The organism is Faecalibacterium sp. AF28-13AC, from assembly GCF_003478405.1.
Taxonomy (GTDB): Bacteria; Bacillota; Clostridia; order Oscillospirales; family Ruminococcaceae; genus Faecalibacterium; species Faecalibacterium prausnitzii_E.
This window is the reverse complement of the sequence record NZ_QUFG01000004.1, coordinates 107414-129703: the sequence shown is the minus strand read 5'-3', so window position 1 is coordinate 129703 and position 22290 is coordinate 107414. Positions and strand designations below refer to the sequence as shown.

The following is a 22290-nucleotide window of genomic DNA, read 5'->3' as shown; positions in this document are numbered from 1 at the left end:
TCACCTCCGTTTCTGCCAGATGGAAAATGGATGTGCGGACAGGGTGCGGTAGGTCCGGCGGGTTACACCGTCCGGAGAAAGTGCGGTTTGCGGGAAACGCACCGGCGCACAATAGGGTACCCCCAGCGCTGACACCTGCGCCAGAGAGAGCAGAACGACCAACGCCGCGCACACAAGCCCCACAGGGCCTGCCACTCCCGCCGCCAGCAGGACCAGAAAGCGGAAGGCCGTGGCCATTTCGTAGAGGGACGGCACCACGAAGACGGCAATGGATGCAACCGCTGCAACGAGAATGACGGGTGTGCTCAGCAGACCGGTGGCGATGGCTGCGTCCCCGATGATGAGCGCCGCAACCAGACTGACCGAGTGCCCCAGCGTCTGCGGCATCCGAAGCCCTGCCTCCCGGATGATCTCCAGCAGCAGGATGACCAGCACCATCTCCCCAAACAGCGGGAATGGAGTGGCCCGCTCAGCAGCTTCGATCTTGAAGAGCAGCTGTGGCGGGAGCAGTTCCGGCAGGTAGACCGCCAGGCACACGAACACCCCCGGCAGAAAGATGCTCAGGTAGAAGGAACCATATTTCAGAAGGCGCAGGAAGGACGCAAAAAACGCAGGCTGGGCGTAGTCGTCCAGACACTCGAAGTTTTCGCCGAAGAGGGTCGGCAGGACCATTGCGGAGGGGCTCCCGTTGACGAGAACGACGATCTTCCCCTCACAGAGCTTCGCGGAGGCCACGGCGGGGCGTTCGGTGTAGCTCACCGGGGACGCTGTGCGCACCCGGCAGGGAAACAGCCAGGGCAGAAAGTAGCTCGAATCCAACAGTAGCTGCGGCTTTGCGCGGCGCAGCGTCTCTTTTACCTGCTCCACGGCGGCGGGCGAGGCCTTATCTTTGCAGTAGCAGACGGCATATTCCGTTTTCATCGCGCAGTCTGCCTGCTGCACTTCCATCGCCAGCGCTTCGGTTCGGATGAGCCGCCGCAGCAGGCTCAGATTGATCCGCAGCAGGTCGGAAAATCCCTCGCGGGAGCCGCGCAGATCTCCTTCACCGGAGGGCTCCCCCACCGAGCGGAATTTCAGGCTCTGCACCGAAAATGCCAGCCCTTTCGCACTGCCGTCCAGCAGTAAGACCGCCATTCCGGCGGTCAGGCGCTGCATCAGATTCTCCCAGTTCTCCACAGGGCTGCTCTCGGCGGGCAATGCCGAGTGACGGCTGAGCAGCTCATAGACCTGTTCCCCACTCGGCAGCGCGCCCAGCCGCAGTGGCGGCGTCTGGCGGCTGGCGGCGTCCAGCAGAAGTGCCCACAGGGATTCGAGGCTGGCCATCCCGTCAAAGAGCAGAATCGCACCCCGAATGTGGTAAAGCTCGATGCGCTTCGCATAAAAATCGGCGGAGCTGCCCAACCTAGCGTTGAGCGCCGCGAGGTTCGTTTCCAGATGTTCGGAAAGCTGCATGGCCCCATCCCCCTTTTGCAGTAGGATACCCGCCGCCGCGCCGGTTATTCCCGCAGGAGGTGTTCCGCCTTGAAGCTTTTGATCGTTCGCACCGTTTTGATCTATCTCTGCGTCCTGTTTGCCATGCGGCTGATGGGCAAGCGCCAGCTGGGTGAGCTGCAGCCGGAAGAGCTGGTCTCGACCATCCTCATCTCCAATCTGGCGTCCATCTCCATCGAATCGGAGGAAGTCCCCGTGACCGCCAGCCTCATCCCGCTCTTCCTCATTGCAGCGCTGGAGCTTCTGGGGTCCATTCTCAGCTTCCAGAGCCAGAAATTTTTCAACCTGATGTCCGGCCGGCCCAAGACGGTCATTCTGGATGGGCAGATCGATCAGAATGCCCTGCGCACCCTGCGGCTGACGACGGCTGACCTGATGGAGGCCCTGCGCGGCAAGGACGTCTTTGACCCACGGGATGTCTCCTACGCCGTTGTGGAGACGAACGGCAGCCTTTCGGTGGCGCTGCGCCCCGAAAAAGAGCCTGCCACCCTCTCCGACCTGGCACTCAAGGTCCAGCACGGTCAGGCGACCATCCCCTTTGTGCTGGATGGGCAGGTGCTGGACGACAACCTCCACTGGTGCGGCAAGGACCACGCCTGGCTGGAACGGACTGCACAGGCCAATACCCTGCTGGTGGAGGAGATCCTGCTTCTGATCGGCAACGACACCGAAGATTACTTTCTGCTGAAGAAAGAGCCTCGCCGCACGGCCCGCCCGCTCAGAAAGGAGGACTCATGAAGCGCATCTACGCCTGCCTCGGCATCGTGGCCACCCTGCTCGCGGTGGCCTTCTACAGCAGCTTCCGGGTGCAGATGTTCGCCGAAGACATCTCCGGCGACATCGACCATGCGATGGAAGCTATCCGCGAGGATGACCTGACCGGGGCCCGTCAGGCCCTTGCCGAAGGAGCCGACCTCTGCGACCGGATGCGCGAAGGAATGAACCACCTGCTCAAAACGGAAGACTTCACCGAACTGGAAGCGGCCCTCCGCGCCGCCGACGGCCATCTGGAATGGAACGCCCCCGAAGAAGCGTTCGGGGAGCTGCGCCGCGCTCAGGTCCAGGTCGAAACTCTGGCCTGGCTCGCCCGGCGCATCCTCTGAGGCAATTCAGCATTTCGCATAATCGAAATTATGCGAACGATCTGCTGCAACGAAAAAAGCGCACAGCCCTGCCGCCCCGATCCAGGCGGAGGCTGTGCGCTTTTTTGAAGGATCCTCTTATTTTTTCCGGTCGCCCATCAGCTTTTGCAGCTCCGTGAAAAAGCTCTCGACGTCGGCAAATTGCTGGTAGACCGACGCAAAGCGGACATAGGCCACTTCGTCGATCTTTTTCAGCTCCTGCATGGTCAGCTCGCCGATGCGGACGCTGGTCACTTCCCGGTCGTAGGAGCTCATCAGCGTCTGCTCAATGCTGCTGACGGCGCGTTCCAGCGACTCGTAGCTGACCGGGCGCTTAGCGCAGGCGCGCAGCATGGCGTTGAGCACCTTCTGCCGGTCAAAGGGTTCGCGGGAATTATCCTTTTTGATGACGATCAGCGGGACCGTCTCCACCACCTCATAGGTCGTGAACCGCATGTGGCAGCGCAGGCACTCCCGGCGGCGGCGGATGCGCTCGCCATCTTCGGTCGGGCGGGAATCGATGACCTTGGATTCTTCATCTCCGCAATAGGGACATTTCATGGTTTGTTCCTCCTGATTTGGTCATGTTCACGTTTGGGCGAAGCTCACGCTTTCTTTTTGCCGGTCTTGCGCTCGCTCCACAGCACCCACGCGGAAGTGGACACACACAGCGAGGTGTAAACACCACTGATCATGCCCATCATCAGCGGGAACGCAAAGGTGAAGATGCTGTCCAGGCCGTAGAGTTTGGAGATGATGCACATCACGCCCAGCGCCATCACGGTGGTGACGGTGGTGATGATGGTGCGGCGGGCCGACTGATTGACCGAGTGGTTGACCAATTCTTCGAAGGAGATCTTCTTCTCCATCAGGGTGCGGTTCTCGCGGATGCGGTCGTACACGACGACAGTATCGTTGATGGAGTAGCCCAGAATGGTCAGCATGGCAGCGATAAAGTTGCCGTCCAGCGGGGTGCGCAGCAACACGAAAGTGCCAAACACGACCATCAGGTCGTTCAGCAGGGCCAGAACGGCCATCATGCCGCCGGTCAGGCCGCCGATCTTCTGGAAACGGAAGCCGATATACAGCAGGATGAGCACCAGCGCAAAGAGAACGGCGACCAGACTCTTCTGCAGGAACTTAGTACCCATGGCTGCACTGACGTTGCTCAGCGACAACTGAACGAAGCCGTTGTCCGGGTAGGTCTCGTTCAGGGAATCCAGCAGGTTCTCCACCTGATCGGTGGTCACGGTCTCGTTGCCGGGCATGGAGATCTTCAGGGTCTGCTCCCCGGTGGCGACGTTCTCGCCGGTCTGGAGGGTCAGGTCCTTGCTGCCCAGTGCGGCAGAAGCAGTCTTCTGCACATCGGCCGTGGTGAACTCGCCCTCATAGCTCAGGGTGATCATCGCACCGCCGGTGAACTCGGTATCCAGCCGGACGCCAAACACCACCGCGCAGAGCAGGATGACTGCCATCAAGCAGGAGGAAATGGTCAGGAAGCGCTTGCGCAGGCCCACAAAGTCGATGGGCTTCTTCTCCGCAGGCTCCTTGCCGGGGCGGTCTGCACCGTAGAGCCAGGGGTCGCGCAGGGCCTTGATGGCCGCTGCCCCGCGGATCATCACGCGGGTAGCGAAGACGCCGAACACGAAGTTGAGCAGCACACCGGTGAGCAGCGTGTAGCCGAAGGCATAGATGGTGCCCGCAGTGGACGGGCCAAAGGCAAAGAAGACGAAGTGGAGCATCTTTGCAAAGAAGCCGTCCGAGGGGCCGAAGGCACCCATCAGCACGACCGCCACGATGACGATGGTCACGTTGCCGTCGATGATGGGCGTCAGGCCGCGGGCAAAGCCGCTCTTGAGGGCACCATCCAGAGACTTGCCGCTGCGCAGCTCTTCCTTGATGCGCTCGGCGGTGATGACGTTGGCGTCCACACCCATGCCGATGGCCAGGATGATACCGGCAATGCCGGGCAGCGTCAGGGTGAAGCTCTCAAACACCGGGAAATAACCGGAGACGAAGGCCAGCGTAGCCGCCACCTGACCGGCCAGTGCGATGCAGGCCAGGAAACCGGGCAGACGGTACAGCGCTGTCATCAGGACCACGATGAGGGCAAAAGCGATGAGACCGGCCAGCACCATAGCGCTCAGGCTGTTCTCGCCCAGGCTGGGGCTGATGGTGGAGTAGCTGTCCACGGTCAGCGCAAAAGGCAGCGAGCCGGAGTTGATCTGGCGGGCCATCTTGACGACATCGTCCTGCGTGAAGGGGTTGGATGCCGAGCTTGTGATGATGGCAGCACCGTCGGTAATGGCCGCATGGACCGTGGCCGTGCTGACATTCTCGTCATCCAGCCAGATGCTGATGGTGCCGCTGCTCTGGTAGAGCCGGGTGGTGGCATCGCCAAAGGCTTTGGCACCCGCATCGGTGAACTTGAGGGCCACATAATACTCCGAAGAGCTGCCGCTCACCGGGCCGTACTGCGCTGCTGCGCTCTCGACCATGGAGCCGTCCAGGATCAGCTCACCGTCCGCGCTGCTCCCCTCCCGGAAGGTCAGGTAGGCGGTGGTGCCGATCTCTTCGATGGCAGCTTCGGGGTCGAAATCCGTCTCGCCGGACTGCCACGGAAATTCGAGGATCAGACGGTCGGAATCATAGTCCACATACAGCTCGTAGTCGGTCACGTTCAAACCGACCAGACGGTTCTCAATGACGAGCTGCGCGGCGTCCAGCTGCTCATCGGTGGCATCGTAGCCGTCCGAGGGTGCAAACGTCACGTTGACGCCGCCCTTGATATCCACGCCGAAGCGTATATCCTGCGCGCCCTTGATATAGGTCCGGGTCACATCGCCATATTTGACCGCAACGCCGAAGAATGCCGTGTAGACAAACGCCGCGATCAGAAGCACTGTGACAACAAGCTGCCATGCTTTGCCTTTCGTCTTCATAAAAATCGGGAAACCTCCAAAATATAATAAACCTCCGCCGTGCGGCAGAGTTCCGCCGCGCGGGGAGATCTTCAACAACGGGGACGCTTACGCTTTCTGATCCGCAAGCAGCTTTTCCACCGTGGCCAGCTTTACGCAGACGCACAGCAGGTCCGAAGCGGTCTCCACCTCGTCCAGGCTGGGATAGGTGGGCGCAATGCGCAGATGGGAATCTTCCGGGTCTTTGTGGTAGGGGTAAGCGGAACCGGCACCCGTCAGGGTCAGGCCGCACTCCTTGCACAGGGTTGCCACACGCTTGGCACAGCCGGGCATCACGTACAGGCTGATGAAGTAACCGCCCTTGGGGTTGGTCCAGTGGGCAATGTCGCCGCAGGGGGTCAGTTCCTCGGAGAAGGCCGTCTTCACTGCATCGAAGCAGGGGATCAGGCGGCGGCGGTGCTTGGCCATGTGGGCCAGGACGCCTTCCTTGTTCTTCAGGAAACGAACGTGGCGCAGCTGGTTCATCTTATCGTAGCTGATGATCATGACCGAGAAGCGCTTGCAGATGTACTTCATGGAGTTCTCGCTGCAGGCGATCGCGGAGACGCCTGCACCGGGGAAGGTGATCTTGCTGGTGGAGGTGAACATGAAGACGCGGTCCTGTGTGCCGTACTTCTTGCACTCGTTCAGCAGAACGGGGGTCTCGATGATCTCATCGGTCAGGTGGTGGACGATGTAGGCCTCATCCCAGAAGATCTTGAAATCGGGAGCGGCCGTCTTCATCTTAGCAAAACGCTCGATCGTTTCGTCACTGTAGGTGTAGCCGTCGGGGTTGGAATACTGCGGCACACACCAGATGCCCTTGATGGTGTCATCCTCGGCCACCAGCTTCTCGACCACATCCATATCGGGGCCGTTCGGGGTCATGGGCACACTGATGAGCTCAAAGCCGAACTCCTCGGTAATGGCAAAGTGGCGGTCATAGCCGGGCACCGGGCAGAGGAACTTGCGCTTCTCCACCTGAGACCAAGGGCAGGGAGACTCCGGGAAGCCGAACACATAGCCGATGTTGATGAGGTTGTACATCAGCTGCAGGCTGGAGTTGCCGCCCACGAAGACCTCTGCGGGCTTGACACCGAAGACATCCGCAAACAGGACGCGGGCCTCATGCAGACCCTCCAGGTCGCCGTAGTTGCGGGCGTCGGTGCCGGCATCAGTGGTATAATCGGTCATCTGCAGCAGGCCCATGGCCAGATCCATCTGGTGAGGGCCGGGCTTGCCGCGGGCCATATTCAGCTTCAGGCCCATTGCCTGAAATTTTTTGTACTGCTCTTCCAGTTTTGCCTTTTCGGCTACGAGTTCGTCGCGGTTCATCTCAAAATAATTCGCCATTGAAAACACACTCCTTTATCGTACTTCCTGTTCCCACAGTGTCCGCGCCGGGCTTTGAAAAGAAGCTTCCTGCCAGAGAGAGCCGCAGCCCAGCCGTCCAGACTTTAATATTATAGCTCATATCTGCTCTTAAAACAAGCATATCTCAAAAAAAGCCCCGCCAAAAGTCATAGCTTTCAGCGGGGCAGCGGCCCGGAGCAGCCTGCCGGGTGGGCAGATCAGCTCAGGGACGTCTGATTCTTATAGCGCTTGCGGACCGCGCCGTATTCCAGCTTCGGTTCGCCGCCCTCGACGGTGTCCGCATCGATGGTCACGCGGATGATGGTGGCATCGCTGGGCACCTTGTACATGATGGGCATCAGGATGCTTTCCATCACGCTGCGCAGGCCGCGCGCACCGGTCTTGCGCTCGATGGTCTTGCGGGCGATCGCATGGAGGGCCTCGTCGGTGATCTCCAGCTCCACGCTGTCCATGTTGAGCAGCTCTTTGTACTGCTTGACCAGGCTGTTGCGGGGCTCCTTGAGCACACGGACCAGAGCGTTCTCGTCCAGGTCATCCAGCACGGTGATGACCGGCAGACGGCCGATCAGCTCCGGGATGAGGCCGAACTTGACCAGATCGTGCGGCTCCACCTTGCGCAGCAGCGCCTTCTGGGCATCGTCGGAGTTGTCCTTCAGGGAGCTGCCGAAGCCCAGTGCGGACTTATCGGTGCGGCGCTGGATGTACTTGTCCAGGCCGTCAAAGGCACCGCCGCAGATGAAGAGGATGTTGGTGGTGTCGATCTGGATGAACTCCTGCTGGGGGTGCTTGCGTCCGCCTTGGGGCGGGACATTGCTGACCGTGCCTTCCAGGATCTTCAGCAGGGCCTGCTGCACACCCTCGCCGCCCACATCGCGGGTGATGGAGGGGTTCTCGCTCTTGCGGGTGATCTTGTCGATCTCATCAATGTAGATGATGCCGATCTGTGCCTTCTGCACATCAAAATCGGCCGCCTGGATGAGCTTGAGCAGGATGTTCTCGACGTCCTCGCCGACATAGCCTGCCTCGGTGAGGGTGGTGGCATCCGCGATGGCGAAGGGCACCCCCAGCATCTTGGCCAGCGTCTGGGCCAGCAGGGTCTTGCCGACACCGGAGGGGCCAAGGAGCAGGACGTTGGACTTTTGCAGCTCCACGTCCGAGCCTTTGCCGCTCAGGATGCGCTTGTAGTGGTTGTAGACAGAGACCGCCAGCACACGCTTGGCCTCGTCCTGCCCGATGACATACTGGTCCAGGCCGTTTTTGATCTCCTCCGGGGTCAGGATGTTGACCGAGAGGTCGTCCGCAGCCTGCACACGGGCGCGGCTTGCATTGCCGCGGCTGGGGCGGTTCGAGCCCGGATGCTCCGGCTTGTCCGCGAGCAGGTCGTAACACAGGCCGATGCACTCGCTGCAGATGTTGACGCCGGGGCCGATGATCATCCGCTCCACTTCGTCCTGATGCTTACCGCAGAAGCTGCAAACCAGATCTTTTTCGTTTTTGTCTCTGCCGGAATTGTTGTTTGCCATAGCCGTTTTTCCTTATTCTGGGTCGTCAGACGCAGCGGGGTGCTCCCCTGCTGCGCCGATTGGTTTCAGCGATCCCTCAGCGGTGGGTGATGACCTCATCGATCAGGCCGTATTCCTTTGCTTGCTGCGCAGACATATAGTTGTCGCGCTCGGTATCCAGCTGGAGCTTTTCCAGCGGCTGGCCGGTGTACTCGCTCAGCATCCGGTTCATCTTATCGCGGATATAGACCATGTGCTCGGCATGGATCTTGATATCCGTGGTCTGGCCGGAAAGGCCGCCGCCCTGACCGCCTGCGATGAGGGGCTGGTGGATCATGATCTCGGCATTGGGCAGCGCAAAGCGCTTGCCCTTGGTGCCGCTGGCCAGCAGGAACGCGCCCATGGAGGCTGCCATGCCCATGCAGATCGTGGAGACATCGCACTTGATATACCGCATGGTATCGTGGATGGCCATGCCCGCACTGATGGAGCCGCCGGGGCTGTTGATATACAGGCTGATATCCTTATCCGGGTCCTGCCCTTCCAGATACAGCAGCTGTGCCACAACAAGGCTGGCCGTGGTATCGTTGACATCCTCGCTCAGCACGATGATGCGGTCATTCAGCAGACGGGAGAAGATATCGTAGGAACGCTCGCCGTGTGCCGACTGTTCCACAACATAAGGAACAAAACTCATAAAGTTCGCCTCCTGGATTGAAAATGTTTGGTATTTGCAAAATTGACCGATACGGCAAAAGAAACAGGGCCGTATCGGTCAATTTTAACAACCTTTGCTCACAAAAGCGGCGAATCACCGTTTTTGCGATGGCGGCCTTGGAGGCTGAACTTACTCAGCGTCCTCGGTCTTCTCGGCTTCCGCAGCCTTTTCCACGACGTTGGCATGGCTCTTGATGAAGTCGATGGCCTTGTTGATGGCCAGATCCTTCTTCAGGTCATCGACGTTGACCAGCTCACGGACCTTGTCCTCTTCCATCTTGTACTGGTCTGCGATGCGCTTGATCTCAGCAGAGACCTCTTCCTCAGAAGCCTCGATGTTCTCAGCGGCAGCAACAGCCTCCAGAGCCAGACGGATCTTGACCTGCTTCTCAGCCTGGGGCATGAAGGAAGCGCGGAACTGCTCCACGGTCTGGCCCATATACTTCAGGTAGTCTTCCAGGCGCAGACCCTGCTGCTCCACACGGAAGGCAAAGTCGTTGACCATCTCGTCCATACGGGTGTCATACATGGCCTGGGGGATCTCAGCCTCCATGCTCTCGATGACCTGATCGACCAGAGCATTCTCGACAGCCAGGTCATCCTGCTTGTCCAGCTGCTCCTGGTTGTTCTTGCGGATGGACTCCTTGAATGCCTCCAGCGTGTCATACTCGGAGCAATCCTTTGCCAGCTCGTCGTCCAGAGCGGGCAGCTCCTTGTACTTGACCTCGTGCAGCTTGATCTTGAAGACAGCTTCCTTGCCAGCCAGCTCAGCAGCCTGATACTCGGTGGGGAAGGTAACGTTGACATCGAACTCTTCGCCAGCAGAGTGGCCGACGATCTGATCCTCGAAGCCGGGGATGAAGGAGCCGCTGCCCAGGGTCAGGCTGTAGTGCTCTGCCTTGCCGCCCTCGAATGCAACGCCATCGACGAAGCCCTCGAAGTCGATATCAACGATGTCGCCGTTCTCAGCAGCGCCCTCACGGGTCAGCTCACGGGCGTTGCGCTCCTGCACACGCTTCAGCTCGGCATCGACGGTCTCGTCGGTAACAGTATGGACCGTCTTCTCAACGGTCAGACCGTTGTAGTTGCCGACCTTGACTTCGGGCTTGACGGCGACCTTGACAGTCAGGGTCACGCCCTCGGTCTCGTTTGCGGAATCCACGCTGACCTCCGGGCGGCCAACGGGCTCGATGCCAGCTTCCTTGACGGCTGCCTCGTATGCGTCGGGGAACAGCTCGTTGATGGCATCGTAGGTAAAGACATCAGCGCCGTACATCTTCTCGATCAGAGCGCGGGGAGCCTTGCCCTTGCGGAAGCCGGGAACTGCGTACTTCTTGCCCTCCTTCTTGAAGACATCGGCAACTGCGGCCTTGAAGGCCTCAGCGTCGATGGAGAACTGCAGCTCTGCCATGCTCTTTTCGAGCTTTTCGCACTTGATGAAATTCATTTGTGTATCCTCCACTCAAAAATTCTATTGCGTTGGGAGCGGGGTGTTCCCCCTCCCCTGCAACCGCGCACCGCGTCCTTGCTGTTTGCGAAATGCGGGGACGCGCGCGCTCAATTGGGTGCAACAATCGCGTCAAAACTTATTATAGCACGTTCCAGACACAATTGCCAGACCAAATTTTGACTTTTTGTTCTTTTTGCTCACTCTGTCCGCCTTTAATTGATGCGGTACGGGCAGAAACGCAGGCCGTCGGCACTGACGAGCTTGTAGCGGATGCCGTCCATATCGCCCTGCACGGCATAGCGGATGGCATTTCCGTGCAGATGGCCATAGAAGCAGCGCCGGATGCCATAGTCCTTCAGCGTCGCCACGATCTCCGGGGCGCTGGTGCCGGTGTAGACCGGCGGATAATGCAGGAACACGAGCTTTTCCAGCCCCGGTTCCGCAGCGTCCAGGCTCATTTTCAGCCGCCCGATCTCGCGGTTCATGACCTTTTCGTCATGCGGCTCCCCCACATCAAACAGCCAGCCCCGTGTGCCGCACAGGGCGTAGCCCTCCACCGTGTAGGAGTTGTTGTGCAGGATGTGGAGGGTATCGAAGCCCTCCGCTTTCAGGTAGGCGTTCATTTTGTTGGCCGTGCTCCACCAGTAATCGTGGTTGCCCTTCATGATGAGCTTCTGGCCCGGAAGCTGCTGCAAAAACGCGAAATCCCTGCGGGTATCGGTCAGGCGCATGGCCCAGCTGATATCCCCCGCCAGCACAATGGTGTCCTGCGGGGTGATGAGTTTGCGCCAGCTGCGCTCCAGCCGCTCTACGTAATTGTCCCACCCCGGAAAAATATCCATGGGCTTGGATGCGCCGAGGGAAAGATGGGTATCGCCAAGCACATAAAGTGCCATTCTGTTACTCCTGTTCTAGGTCAGATCACGCCTGATAGCGCAGCGCCACCTGTGCGATCTGCTCCGGGTCGATGACGGTGTGGAAGCGCTCCGCTTTCTGGCGCAGTGCCGACAGGCTGGCCGGAGCGGTGCAGCCGGTGGCCTCTTCCAGCTGCTGCATGGCCTCGAAATCGTTGGCCGGGGCGGCATGGCCCAGTGCTTCCAGCACGCTGCGCGGGAACTTGAAGGGCGATGCGGTGGAGAGCACCACCATCGGCACCCCATCCCGCTTGTGCTGAGACGCCACATGGAACGCCACGGCGGTGTGGGTATCGCAGAGGTAGTGGTCCTGCTCGTAGCGGGCGCGGATCTCCCCTGCCACCTGCGCTTCGCTGCTCCAGCCGCAGGCGAAGCTCTCCTGGATGGCGGCCAGCGTTTCGGGGCGGACGGTGTAGCTGCCCGTCTCGTTCAGCTGCTTCATCAGAGAAGCCACTTCCGTGTCGCTGCCGGTGACATGGTACAGCAGACGTTCCAGGTTCGACGAGACCAAAATATCCATGCTGGGCGAAGTGGTTTTATAGAACGCGCGCCGGGCCGTGTAAGTGCCGGTGGTGAGGAAGTCGGTGAGAACATTGTTTTCGTTGGAAGCGCAGACCAGTTTGCCCACGGGCAGGCCCATCTGCTTGGCGTAATAGCCCGCCAGAATGTCACCAAAGTTGCCGGTGGGGACGCAGAAATCCACTGCGTCGCCCAGCGCGATCTGCCCCGCCTTGAGAAGCTGGGCGTACGCAGCAAAATAATAGACGATCTGCGGGACCAGACGGCCCCAGTTGATGGAGTTGGCGCTGGACAGGCGGATGTTCCGCTTTGCCAGCTCGGCAGCAATGGCCGTGTCGCCGAAGACCCGCTTCACGCCGGTCTGGGCGTCGTCAAAGTTGCCGTGCACTGCATAGACGGCGACATTATCGCCCTCCTGCGTGGCCATCTGCAGGCGCTGGATCTCGCTGGTGCCGCCCGTGGGGAAGAACACGGCGATCTCGACACCGGGGATGTCGTGGTAGCCATCCAGCGCGGCCTTGCCGGTATCGCCGCTGGTCGCCACCAGGATCAGCGTCTTCTCGGTGCGGCCCAGATTCTTCTTGGCCTCCACCAGGAGCTTCGGCATCAGCTGAAGGGCATAATCCTTGAATGCACAGGTCGGGCCGTGCCACAGTTCCAGCGAATAGACCTCGTCCGACACGTGGGCCAGATAGCCCGCCTTGCCGTCAAATGCTTCGCCATAGGTGGTCTTTGCCGCCTCTGCGAGGAACTGCTGAGAATAATCGGTCAGGTACTGGCCCACGATGGCCGCAGCCATTTCGGGGTAATCGAGTGCACAGATCGATGCAACGTCCACTTTCGGAAAGCTCTGCGGAACAAACAGACCGCCCTCGTCCGACAGGCCCTGTGCAATGGCCTGCGAAGCATTTACCACACGGTTTCGGTCTCTCGTACTGAAAAACTGCATTGTCGTCGCTCCTTTTCGTCCGCGGGTCCACAATGACCCTTTTTTGTCGGCAGCGGCAAACGCCGGTTTCTGCCTTTTTCCCACCGGTGCATCCCCGCTCACGCGGTAAATGCACCCTTTATAATATGTACCATCCAGCGCCCGCTGTCAAGAGGGGTCACCTCGGCAACGTCAAATCGGGCGGGTGCATCGCTCTGCCCGGTCTGCTGAAGATACTGCTTTGCGGCGCGGATGAGTCTGCGCTGCTTGGCTGGTGTAACGGCGGAGGCGGGGCTTGCCAGCGGGTCCGGACTGCGGGTCTTGACCTCACACAGCACGATGGTCCCGTCCGGCTCCCGCAGGATGAGGTCGATCTCCCCCATCCGGGTGCGGTAATCGTGGGCCAGCAGCAGGCAGCCCCGCTGCTGGTAATAGCGCGCGGCGACGGCCTCGCCTTTCCGGCCGGTCTCGGCGGCATCCATCACTTGCCCTCCGGCCAATAGCCCTGCTTTTTGAGGAAGCTGCGGCGGTAGAACGGCTGGATGCCGTATTGTGCGATCAGTTCATAGTGGAGCTTTGTCGGGTAGCCCTTGTGTTTGGCCAGCTGGTACTGCGGGTACTGGCGGTCCAGTTCCAGCATGTAGCGGTCCCGGCTGACTTTGGCCAGCACCGAGGCCGCGCCGATGCTGGCGCTGGTCGCGTCGCCCTTGACCACCGGCTGTGCAGGCATGGTCAGCCCGGCCGGGGTGCGGTTACCGTCGATGAGGACAAGGTTCGGCACGATGTCCAATTCTTCCACGGCCTGCCGCATCCCGCCCATGGTGGCGTTGAGGATGTTGTCGCGGTCGATGATCTCCGGCCCCACGAAAACGATCTTGTAAGCCAGCGCTTTTTCGATGATCTCGTCAAACAGGGCTTCCCGCTTTTTCTCGGTCAGCTTTTTGGAGTCGTTGATGCCGTAGACCGGGTGTTCCGGGTCCAGGATGCAGGCAGCCACGCAGACGGGGCCGCAGAGCGGGCCGCGCCCGGCTTCGTCCACCCCGGCAAAGCAGCCGTATTCTGCCCGAATGGCTGCGTCATACGCATACAGCGGTGCGGAGATCTCTTCGTCGGAACGCCGTTTCATTCGTCGTCCTCCTGTGAAAAGTCCGCAAGGTCGTCCCGCTGGGGCGGGCACTCCAGCGAGATCCTGCCCCACTTGCAGGCGCGGAACTCGTCCACCAGCATGATGGCACAGCGCTCGGTGTTGACCTCGCCGCCGCGCACCAGCAGGCCGCGCTTGCGGCCGATGGCTTCCATCAGCTCATAGGGCGGCAGCGCCATCGTCTCGGCGTCCAGCTTGTAGCGCTGGCCCACGAGGTCGGGGTAATTGCGGCGCACCTCGTCCAGCAGGTTCATCGCCAGCTCCTCCACATCCAGGATGTCGTCCTTGATAGAGCCGATGAAGGCCAGATTGGAGGCGATGGTCTTGGAATCAAACTTTTTCCAGAGCACACCGGGCATGTCCAGCAGGTCGAACTTCTCGGTGCTGACCCACTGCTTGCCCTTGGTCACGCCGGGGCGGTCGGCGGCTTTGGCGCGGGCCGAACCCGCAAACGTGTTGATAAAGGTCGATTTGCCCACATTGGGGATGCCGCAGAGCATCACCTGCGTCTTGGCACCGCCCATGCCGCGCACCTGACGGCGCGCCAGCAGACCAGCCAGTTCTTTTTCGATGGCGGCCTGGACTGCCTTGGCCCCGCCCTTCTGCTTGGCGCTGATGGCCACACAGCCGGCATCGGCGGCACGGAAGTACCGGATCCACGCCTCTGTCACAACGGGGTCGGCCAGGTCGGCCTTGTTCAGCACATAGAGCTTGGGCTTCCGGGCCGTGATCCGCTCGATTTCCGGGTTCAGGCTGGAGAGCGGGATGCGGGCATCCAGCAGCACGAGGCTTGCATCCACATGCTGGATCTCCTGCTCCATCATCCGCAGCGTCTTGGTCATATGGCCGGGGAACCACTGGATGTTATATTGGTTTGCGAACCGGGTATCCTGATTGTTCATTTTACCACTCCAAAATCCGAAACGGGCAAAAAGCAGAGCAGCACCTTGCCCAGAATATCACGTTCATCAATGCAGCCCACGTAGGACGAGCGGCTGTCCAGCGAATTGTTGCGGTTGTCGCCCATGACGAAAACGGTGCCCTCCGGCACGGTGTACGGGAACTCCACATCATAGCCGAGATAGGTCGGCTCAGCGATGTAATCCTCCCGCAGCACTTCGCCGTTCACAGCGACGGTGCCGGTCTCGTAGTCGATGCAGATGGTGTCGCCGCCTTTGGCGATGACCCGCTTGACCAGCGGTTTGCCATAGGGCGTGTAGCTGTCCACGATGACCACATCTCCGCGCTGGGGCTCGTACCCGGCACCCCAGACGATGAGCTTTTCACCGTTTTGCAGGGTGGGCACCATGGACTCACCATCCACCTGAATGATCCGGAAAAAGAACGAAAAGATGAGCACCAGCACCAGAGCCGCCGAGATCAGCGCCTCGTACCATTCAAATGCGCCCTGGCCTTTTGCAGTTTTTGGCTGCTGTGCCGTCTGTTTTTCCATTTCCCGATGCACCTCTCAATCCAGTTTGCCGGGCAATACCCGACAAATAAAGAAAAAAGGGACAACAAGTTGTCCCTTTTCTCCCGTTTTACGCGGGGATCATCAAATATCGCTCTTGACCTTGGCAGCCTTGCCAGTACGGCCACGCAGGTAGAACAGCTTTGCGCGGCGGACCTTGCCCTTGCGGACAACCGTGACCTTCTCAACGAAGGGGCTGTTGATGGGGAAGACACGCTCGACACCAACGCCGTAGGAAACGCGGCGAACGGTGAAGGTCTCAGCAACACCACCGTGCTTCTTTGCGATGACAGTGCCCTCGAAAGCCTGGATACGCTCACGATCGCCGTCCTTGATACGAACATCAACGCGGACGGTGTCGCCAACGTTGAACTGAGGCTTTTCAGCCTTGATGCTGCCTTCAGAAATAATCTTCAGTGCGTCCATTTTTGAATCCTCCATTTGTTTTTAGACGTTCATGCACGGCTCGCCGCCGCCAGAGGACCGCCCGTTTAATGATATCGTGTCATTAACCCCGCTGTGGTTTCAGCGGACACTAACGCCTTAATAGGATAGCACAAATCGCCCGCAAATGCAAGCGATTCGTCCAAAATAATCCCAAAAATTTTCTGTTCTGCCCAAAAGACATTCTTCTCAGGCGAACAGCGTCTTTTCTGCCGTCAGGAAATGGGTGCGCAGGATGCTGGCCTCCGCCGCCGGGACGCCGAAGGTCGCTTCCAGTGCCGCCGTGAGCAGGGCAGGGTTCAGGGTAAGCTCCTGCGAAGCGGGCAGGCAGATGGAAAAACGCACCTGCTCCCCTTCTTCCGTCAGGTCCAGCGAAGGCACAAACTCCTTCAGTTCCACCGTCTTGACCTTGCGCTTGCTCTTTTTCTCCACCGGGACGCTTTCCAGCGCATTGTACGCTTCCAGTGCAGCCTTTCGCGCAGCCGGATAACGGACCTCGTAGCAGGCATAGGCGATGAGGTCGGCCTTCATCTCGACGGGGGCCACCTTCGTGACCACGATACCGGCGGGCATGATGGCATTCAGGGCCGTCTTCCACTGCTCAAAATCCGGGGCTTCGGCCTCGGTCTTGACGTCCACGCACTCGCATGCGCTCTCCTGCCCCAGCGACAACGGGCAGGCAAAGGTCATGTAGATATGGGGGTTGAAGCCCAGCGTATGCCACACCGGCAGGCTGCTGCGCTTGAGCACCCGCTGCATCACCCGCTGCATGTCCAGCAGCGAGATGTAGGAGGCCTCATTTTTCTTTTCAAACGAGATTCTGACTGTAATCAAAGCAGGGCCCTCCTAACAGATGGTTGGCGCCGCAGCCGTGGCAGGCACGGTTGCAGGGCTGGGTGGTCTGGGCCGCAAGGGCCTTCTGATACTCCCGCACCAGATATTCGTGGGTGACGCCGTAGTCCATGTGGCTCCATGGGGTCACCTCGTCCAGGCCGATGGGGCGCTGGCAGTAGAAGAACGGGTCCACGCCGAGGTCGGCGAAGGTCTGCATCCAGGTGTCGTACCGGAAGCACTCGTCCCAGCCGTCAAAGAAGCAGCCGCGCTTGTAGGCTTCCAGGATGACCGGGGCCAGACGGCGGTCGCCCTTGGCGAATACGCCTTCCAGGAAGCTGGTCTTGCTGTCGTGGTAGTTGACCCGGATCTTCCGGCTGCGGGCACGGGCGCACTCCACCAGATGCTTCTGCTTCTCGCGCAGCATCTCCTCCGTATCCATGGGGACGAACTGGAAGGGCGTGTGGGGCTTGGGGACAAAGCAGGAACAGCTGATGGTCACCTGCACCCCGCGGCCCTTGGCATGGGGCGTATTATAGTAGAGGTCCACGACCTTCTGGGCCGTCTCGGCGATGCCCTCGATGTCCTCCATCGTCTCGGTGGGCAGGCCCATCATGAAGTAGAGCTTGACCGAGGAATAGCCGTTGGCAAACGCGATGGAGCAGGTCTTTTCGATCTCATCCCAGGTGACGTTCTTGTTGATGACATCGCGCAGGCGCTGGGTACCGGCCTCGGCCGCAAAGGTCAGGCCGCTCTTGCGCACTTTGGTGGTCTTTTCGATGAGGCTCTGGGAGAAGTTGTCCATGCGCAGAGACGGCAGCGACAGGCTGACGTGCTCCTGCGGTGCCCACTCGTTCAGGTCGTCCAGCAGTTCTTCGAGCTGGCTGTGGTCGGAGGTGGACAGGCTGGACAGGCTCAGCTCCTCGTAGCCGGTGTTGGCGCAGAGGTCCTTTGCTGCCCGGTTCAGCAGGCCCGCGTCGCGCTGACGCATGGGGCGATACAAAAAGCCCGCCTGACAGAAGCGGCAGCCGCGCACACAGCCGCGCAGCACCTCAATGCTGGCGCGGTCCTGGATGGCACCCACCATAGGCACCACGAAGTTCGTCGGGGGCGCAAACTCGTTCAGGTCCTTGATGATGGCCTTGGTGATGACGGCCGGGATGTCCGGCTCGTTGGGCGTGATGGACTTCACACGGCCGTCTTCCTGATATGCCACGTCGTAGAAAGCCGGAATGTAGATGCCGGGGATCTTGGCAATGCGGCGGAGCAGCTCCTGTTTGGAGACGCCGCCCTCTTTTTTGGCCTTTTCGATCTCGGCGCAGATGCCGGGCAGCTGGTTCTCGCCCTCGCCCAGCTGGATGACATCAAAGAAATCCGCGATGGGCTCGGAGTTGCAGGCGCAGGGGCCGCCCGCCACAATGAGCGGCCAGCTCTCGTCGCGGTCCTTGGCATAGAACGGGATGTGCGCCAGGTCCAGCATGGCCAGGATGTTGGTATAGGAAAGCTCATATTGCAGGGTAAAGCCCACGGCATCGAAGGCGGTCAGCGGGTCCTTGCTCTCCATGGTGTAAAGGGGCAGGCCCAGCCGCTCCATCTCCGCCTTCATATCCAGCCAGGGCATGAACGCGCGCTCGCACCACCAGTTCGCGTGGCTGTTGAGCAGCTCGTACAAAATCTTCTCGCCGAGGAAGGACATGCCCACCTCATACGTATCCGGGAAGCAGAACGCAAACCGGACATCCATCTTCTCTTTGTCTTTGTACACGCTGCCCGGCTCGCCGCCGGTATAGCGGCCCGGCTTCTGCACCCGGCCCAGCGCTTCTTTCAGTTTCGGGTCAAACATCAAGTTCCTCCATTGACAGAACGTTTTTTCATTCGTTTTATTTTACCCGATTTCCGGGGGAATTGCAATCCTTGATTTCGCTGCCGCAGCGCCTCCCGGAGGGCAAGGCCCATCTGCGCCCCATCCAGCGGCGGGATGGGCAGGAGGTTGAATGCCCCGGTCAGGAGATTGGCCGCCCAGAATGCGCTGCCCCGGATGGTGGTCTCCTGTTCCAGCCGGACGGCCCAGAGAGCCGCCAGCAGAACGTTCGTCAGCGGCCCGGCTGCGGCCAGCCAAAACGTCTGCTGCGGCGTCATGCTGCAGCCCCGTGTGCGCATACAGAAGCCGGTCAGAGTCACTTCGATGGTCGGGAATGTGCGGAACATCGCCCAGTAGACCAGGATATGCCCCCACTCGTGGAGGAAGGCCGCGCACAGCCCCAGCCGCAGAAAGCCGCTGGCGTCGAACCAGAGCAGCACATAGAGGGCCCCGCAGAGCAGGACCGGGTCCCGGAAGATGAGCGGCCCGATGCGCAGCGCCCGCTTCATGGCAGGCCCAGCGCCTTGGCCGGGTCGTACCGGGTGCCCTGTGTCAGAAATTCAAAGTGCAGATGGGCACCGGTAGACCGGCCCGTCTGCCCGGCGGTCCCCAGGCACTGGCCCGCAGACACGACCTCCCCTGCCCGGACATAGAGATACTGCATGTGGGCATAGACCGTCTCCTGCCCGCCGGGGTGCGAGATGCGCAGGTAGTTGCCGTAGGTCCCGCTGCGGCGGGCGGCGGTCACGGTGCCGCCCAGCGCCGCCAGAACGGGCGTCCCCTCTGCGCAGGCAAGGTCTACCCCGCGGTGAAAGGCTTCTGCCCCGGTGAAGGGGTCTGCCCGCCAGCCATAGGCGTCCGAAACGCGGAACGCCGTGGTCCCCAGCGGAAAGCAGAGCGCTTCGCTCGGCTTTGCCGGTTCCAGCGACGCACCCGCCGGGGCCGCCCGTTCTGCACTTTTAGCCCGTGCCGGGAGCACGACGCCTGCCACCAGCCCCAGCAACAGCGCCGCCAGCACTCCGGTCGCCGCTGCCCGCCTGAGGATCTTCTTTCTGCCTGCTCGTCCCATTTCTGCCCGCATCGCACATTCCTCCCTTGGGGGTATTTTATGCCGGTCATCCCGTTCGGAGAACAAAAACACCCCCACAGAGCATCGTTCTCTGTGAGGGCGTGGTCTCAGCGCTTGGGGCGGAGCCAGTGGTGGAACTGTTCAAAAAGGTCCATCAGACCGCCGCGGGGCTTGGCCGGGGTGTGCGGGGCGGGATGTGTGACCGCGACCGGATGGTGCACCGTCTGTTCTGTCTGCGGGGCGGTTTCGGGCACCATGGCTGGCTTCGGTGGCTCTTTGGCAGGCAGCGGCGTCGGCTCCGAAGGGGCTTTGGGTGCTTCCGTAGCCGGTGCAGGCGTTTCCACCGGGGCGGCAGTACGAACCGGTTCCGGTCGGGCGGGTGTTTCCTCCGAAACGTCATTGCGGGCCGTCCAGTCATTTTTCAGCAGGTCGTACATCCCCATCTGGCCGTTGACGAGTGCTTCGTCCGGGGCGGCTTTGACCTTCTGGTAGCTGCCGTCCGCCTTCATCTCGCGGGCATTGACGTTATCCCGCAGCTGAAGCTGCAGGATCTCGCTGAGCTTCCGGATGAGAACAGGGTCTTCTACCCGGACGCCCACCTCCACGCGGCACTCGGTGTTGCGGGTGAGGAAGTCGCCGGAGGCAATGTAGATGCGGGTGGTGGTGCCATCGTAGAAGCTGTAGATACGGCCATGCTCCAGATAGCGGCCCACCAGGCTGCGGATGTGCAGGTTCTCGGTCTTGCCCGGCACCTCGGCGCGGACGCAGCAGATGCCGCGGACGATCATATCAATGCGGACCCCGGCGCAGCTGGCTTCTTCCAGCTTGAGGATGATGTCGCGGTCCGAGATGGAGTTGTTTTTCAGGATCATCGACGCCGGGCGGCCCAGGCGGGCGGCATTGATGACGCGGTCCATCTCATCCAGCAGGACGCTCTTGAAGCGCAGCGGGGCCACCAGCATCTTTTCGCTGGTCTCCGTCAGCTTCTGGACGGCGAGGTTCTGGAAGACGTTGGAGGCCTCCTCGCCGATGCCGAGGTCTGCCGTGATGAAGGAATAATCGGTGTAAAGCTCGCTGGTCTTCTCGTTGTAGTTGCCGGTGCCGATCTGGGTGATATAGCTGTAGCCCTGCGGGCCTTTCTTGGTGATGAGGGTCAGCTTGGAGTGGACCTTGTAATCTTCAAAGCCGTAGAGGACGGTGCACCCGGCTTCTTCCAGCTGCTTGGACCAGTCGATGTTGTTCTGCTCGTCAAAGCGGGCGCGCAGCTCCACCAGCGCTACGACTTCCTTACCATTTTCGGCGGCTTCCATCAGCGCCTGCACGATCTGGGACTCCCGCGCCATCCGGTAGAGGGTCATCTTAATGGAGATGACCGCCGGGTCCTGCGCGGCCTTTTTCAGCATGGCGATGAAGGGCCGGATGGACTGGTACGGATAGCTGAGGAGGACGTCGTGCTTTTCCACCTCGGCCGCGAGGTCATAGTCCGGCGGCGGCAGCATGGGCCGGGCTGCGGGGTAGAACAGCTCCGGGTGGCCGTCGGCTTCCATCCTGGAAGTGAGTTTGTAGAAGAAGCTCAGGTCCAGCGGGCTTTTCTGTGCAAACACCCGCTTGTGGGTCAGTTCCAGCTTCTCGCAGAGGATGCGGACGATCTCCTGCGGGGCCGTAGGCGTGACCTGCAGGCGGACTGCCGCCAGCTTGCGGCGGCGCTTGAGCAGGTCGGCCATGATCTCGCGGTAGTCGATATCGTGGTCCATCATCCCCTCTTTGACGTCGATGTCGGCGTTGCGGGTGACGCGGAAGAGGCAGGTCTCCTGCACGGCATCCTTGCCGAAGATGAGGGACGCATAGTGGAGCACCAGCTCCTCGGTCAGGGCAAACTCCGTGCGGCCGTCCCGGCGGATGACCTGCATCCGCTCTATCTGGCTGGAAATGGGGACCATGCCGAGGCTCTGCTCCCCTTTTTCCTTGAGCAGGACGCCGAGATAGATCTCCTTGTTCCGCAAAAAGGGGAACGGATGGCGGCTGTCCACGATCTGCGGGCTGAGGATGGGGAACAGCTCGCTCTGGAAGTATTTTTTCCAGAAGTGCTCCTCCTCTTTGGAAAGCGCGTTGAAGTCCACTTTCTTATAACCGCATTCTGCCAGACTTTCCAGCGCCTTCTCGTAATATTTATCACAATCCTCCTGCAAATGCGCCACCTTGGGCATGATGGCGGTCAGCTGCTCTTCGGCGGTCATGTTCGTCTTATTCTCGCGCTTGTCCCGCTCCTTTTTGGCGCGCATCAGGCTGGCTCGCTCCTGCAGCGAACCCACACGCACCATGAAGAACTCGTCGAGGTTGGAGCCGTAAATGGCCAGGAACTTGACCTGCTCGGCCAGCGGGACATTTTTATCCTTGCCCAGCACGAGCACCCGGCGGTTGAAATCCAGCCAGCTCAGTTCGCGGTTGATGAAAATGGTATCCTCTTTCATAATTACTCCCCTTTTCTGGGTTT

The 22290-nt window shown here is 60.5% G+C and carries 20 protein-coding genes and 1 pseudogene; 2 read left to right on the top strand and 19 right to left on the bottom strand.

The window, feature by feature from the left end; translation table 11 throughout:
• Positions 1-1452, bottom strand: coding sequence for a spore germination protein (locus tag DWY95_RS06760; protein WP_118552882.1), 1452 nt, complete (start codon positions 1450-1452; stop codon positions 1-3).
• Between the two features lie 69 nt (positions 1453-1521).
• Between DWY95_RS06760 and DWY95_RS06755 the strand changes: the two genes are divergently transcribed.
• A complete protein-coding gene (locus tag DWY95_RS06755; protein ID WP_118552881.1) occupies positions 1522-2229 on the top strand; it encodes a DUF421 domain-containing protein in 708 nt (235 codons plus the stop codon).
• Entirely contained in the window at positions 2226-2594 is a 369-nt protein-coding gene (locus DWY95_RS06750; RefSeq protein WP_097792306.1) for a DUF4363 family protein, read from the top strand. Before DWY95_RS06755 ends, DWY95_RS06750 begins: the two co-directional genes overlap by 4 nt.
• Before the next feature lie 117 nt (positions 2595-2711).
• Here DWY95_RS06750 and nrdR read toward each other — a convergent pair whose 3' ends face one another.
• The 18 genes and pseudogenes from nrdR to ppk1 form a co-directional block, all read right to left on the bottom strand.
• Positions 2712-3173 carry a transcriptional regulator NrdR gene (gene nrdR / locus DWY95_RS06745; protein WP_097792307.1) on the bottom strand — a complete coding sequence of 154 codons (462 nt, stop codon included), beginning with the start codon at positions 3171-3173 and terminating at the stop codon, positions 2712-2714.
• A 44-nt stretch (positions 3174-3217) separates the two neighbouring features.
• Entirely contained in the window at positions 3218-5554 is a 2337-nt protein-coding gene (secF, locus tag DWY95_RS06740) for a protein translocase subunit SecF (RefSeq protein WP_118552880.1), read from the bottom strand.
• An 87-nt stretch (positions 5555-5641) separates the two neighbouring features.
• Positions 5642-6925: an aminotransferase gene (locus tag DWY95_RS06735; protein WP_118552879.1), complete on the bottom strand. Its 1284-nt coding sequence runs from the start codon at positions 6923-6925 to the stop codon at positions 5642-5644.
• Positions 6926-7143: 218 nt separating this feature from the next.
• Positions 7144-8469, bottom strand: a complete 1326-nt coding sequence (gene clpX / locus DWY95_RS06730; RefSeq protein ID WP_118552878.1) for an ATP-dependent Clp protease ATP-binding subunit ClpX — start codon at positions 8467-8469, stop codon at positions 7144-7146.
• Between the two features lie 76 nt (positions 8470-8545).
• Positions 8546-9145: an ATP-dependent Clp protease proteolytic subunit gene (locus DWY95_RS06725; RefSeq protein WP_097792311.1), complete on the bottom strand. Its 600-nt coding sequence runs from the start codon at positions 9143-9145 to the stop codon at positions 8546-8548.
• Between the two features lie 150 nt (positions 9146-9295).
• Positions 9296-10612 carry a trigger factor gene (tig, locus tag DWY95_RS06720; protein ID WP_118552877.1) on the bottom strand — a complete coding sequence of 439 codons (1317 nt, stop codon included), beginning with the start codon at positions 10610-10612 and terminating at the stop codon, positions 9296-9298.
• Positions 10613-10827: 215 nt separating this feature from the next.
• The gene (locus DWY95_RS06715) at positions 10828-11511 is read right to left on the bottom strand and encodes a metallophosphoesterase (protein WP_118552876.1); all 684 of its coding nucleotides are present in this window, start codon (positions 11509-11511) and stop codon (positions 10828-10830) included.
• A gap of 25 nt (positions 11512-11536) precedes the next feature.
• A complete protein-coding gene (gene thrC / locus DWY95_RS06710; protein WP_118552875.1) occupies positions 11537-12997 on the bottom strand; it encodes a threonine synthase in 1461 nt (486 codons plus the stop codon).
• 98 nt (positions 12998-13095) lie between these two features.
• Positions 13096-13458, bottom strand: a complete 363-nt coding sequence (locus tag DWY95_RS06705; protein WP_118552874.1) for a YraN family protein — start codon at positions 13456-13458, stop codon at positions 13096-13098.
• A complete protein-coding gene (locus DWY95_RS06700) occupies positions 13458-14102 on the bottom strand; it encodes a ribonuclease HII (protein WP_118552873.1) in 645 nt (214 codons plus the stop codon). Before DWY95_RS06700 ends, DWY95_RS06705 begins: the two co-directional genes overlap by 1 nt.
• A complete protein-coding gene (gene ylqF / locus DWY95_RS06695; RefSeq protein ID WP_118552872.1) occupies positions 14099-15022 on the bottom strand; it encodes a ribosome biogenesis GTPase YlqF in 924 nt (307 codons plus the stop codon). The genes DWY95_RS06700 and ylqF overlap by 4 nt, the downstream gene beginning before the upstream one ends.
• Positions 15019-15573, bottom strand: a complete 555-nt coding sequence (gene lepB, locus DWY95_RS06690) for a signal peptidase I (RefSeq protein WP_118552871.1) — start codon at positions 15571-15573, stop codon at positions 15019-15021. Before lepB ends, ylqF begins: the two co-directional genes overlap by 4 nt.
• Positions 15574-15675: 102 nt before the next feature.
• On the bottom strand, positions 15676-16017 hold the full coding sequence (gene rplS / locus DWY95_RS06685) for a 50S ribosomal protein L19 (protein ID WP_055188169.1): 342 nt from the start codon (positions 16015-16017) through the stop codon (positions 15676-15678).
• Positions 16018-16224: 207 nt separating this feature from the next.
• On the bottom strand, positions 16225-16869 hold the full coding sequence (locus DWY95_RS06680) for a TIGR03936 family radical SAM-associated protein (RefSeq protein WP_118552870.1): 645 nt from the start codon (positions 16867-16869) through the stop codon (positions 16225-16227).
• Positions 16844-18709: a TIGR03960 family B12-binding radical SAM protein gene (locus DWY95_RS06675; RefSeq protein WP_118552869.1), complete on the bottom strand. Its 1866-nt coding sequence runs from the start codon at positions 18707-18709 to the stop codon at positions 16844-16846. Before DWY95_RS06675 ends, DWY95_RS06680 begins: the two co-directional genes overlap by 26 nt.
• A complete protein-coding gene (locus tag DWY95_RS06670) occupies positions 18709-19236 on the bottom strand; it encodes a peptidase (RefSeq protein ID WP_243082634.1) in 528 nt (175 codons plus the stop codon). Before DWY95_RS06670 ends, DWY95_RS06675 begins: the two co-directional genes overlap by 1 nt.
• Positions 19233-19808 (bottom strand): M23 family metallopeptidase, encoded by a 576-nt coding sequence (locus DWY95_RS06665; protein WP_187116966.1) that lies wholly within the window; start codon positions 19806-19808, stop codon positions 19233-19235. Before DWY95_RS06665 ends, DWY95_RS06670 begins: the two co-directional genes overlap by 4 nt.
• A gap of 95 nt (positions 19809-19903) precedes the next feature.
• A pseudogene (gene ppk1, locus DWY95_RS06660) lies at positions 19904-22273 on the bottom strand (polyphosphate kinase 1); the annotation flags it as partial.
• Positions 22274-22290: the final 17 nt, after the last annotated feature.

Coding starts and splice junctions, on each gene's coding strand:
- secF (WP_118552880.1), bottom strand. CDS start 5,554: ATGAAGACGAAAGGCAAAGCATGGCAGCTTGTTGTCACAGTGCTTCTG.
- DWY95_RS06665 (WP_187116966.1), bottom strand. CDS start 19,808: ATGCGGGCAGAAATGGGACGAGCAGGCAGAAAGAAGATCCTCAGGCGG.
- DWY95_RS06675 (WP_118552869.1), bottom strand. CDS start 18,709: ATGTTTGACCCGAAACTGAAAGAAGCGCTGGGCCGGGTGCAGAAGCCG.
- DWY95_RS06705 (WP_118552874.1), bottom strand. CDS start 13,458: ATGGATGCCGCCGAGACCGGCCGGAAAGGCGAGGCCGTCGCCGCGCGC.
- tig (WP_118552877.1), bottom strand. CDS start 10,612: ATGAATTTCATCAAGTGCGAAAAGCTCGAAAAGAGCATGGCAGAGCTG.
- DWY95_RS06760 (WP_118552882.1), bottom strand. CDS start 1,452: ATGCAGCTTTCCGAACATCTGGAAACGAACCTCGCGGCGCTCAACGCT.
- clpX (WP_118552878.1), bottom strand. CDS start 8,469: ATGGCAAACAACAATTCCGGCAGAGACAAAAACGAAAAAGATCTGGTT.
- nrdR (WP_097792307.1), bottom strand. CDS start 3,173: ATGAAATGTCCCTATTGCGGAGATGAAGAATCCAAGGTCATCGATTCC.
- DWY95_RS06725 (WP_097792311.1), bottom strand. CDS start 9,145: ATGAGTTTTGTTCCTTATGTTGTGGAACAGTCGGCACACGGCGAGCGT.
- ylqF (WP_118552872.1), bottom strand. CDS start 15,022: ATGAACAATCAGGATACCCGGTTCGCAAACCAATATAACATCCAGTGG.
- lepB (WP_118552871.1), bottom strand. CDS start 15,573: ATGGAAAAACAGACGGCACAGCAGCCAAAAACTGCAAAAGGCCAGGGC.
- thrC (WP_118552875.1), bottom strand. CDS start 12,997: ATGCAGTTTTTCAGTACGAGAGACCGAAACCGTGTGGTAAATGCTTCG.
- DWY95_RS06735 (WP_118552879.1), bottom strand. CDS start 6,925: ATGGCGAATTATTTTGAGATGAACCGCGACGAACTCGTAGCCGAAAAG.
- DWY95_RS06700 (WP_118552873.1), bottom strand. CDS start 14,102: ATGAAACGGCGTTCCGACGAAGAGATCTCCGCACCGCTGTATGCGTAT.
- DWY95_RS06750 (WP_097792306.1), top strand. CDS start 2,226: ATGAAGCGCATCTACGCCTGCCTCGGCATCGTGGCCACCCTGCTCGCG.
- DWY95_RS06715 (WP_118552876.1), bottom strand. CDS start 11,511: ATGGCACTTTATGTGCTTGGCGATACCCATCTTTCCCTCGGCGCATCC.
- DWY95_RS06670 (WP_243082634.1), bottom strand. CDS start 19,236: ATGAAGCGGGCGCTGCGCATCGGGCCGCTCATCTTCCGGGACCCGGTC.
- rplS (WP_055188169.1), bottom strand. CDS start 16,017: ATGGACGCACTGAAGATTATTTCTGAAGGCAGCATCAAGGCTGAAAAG.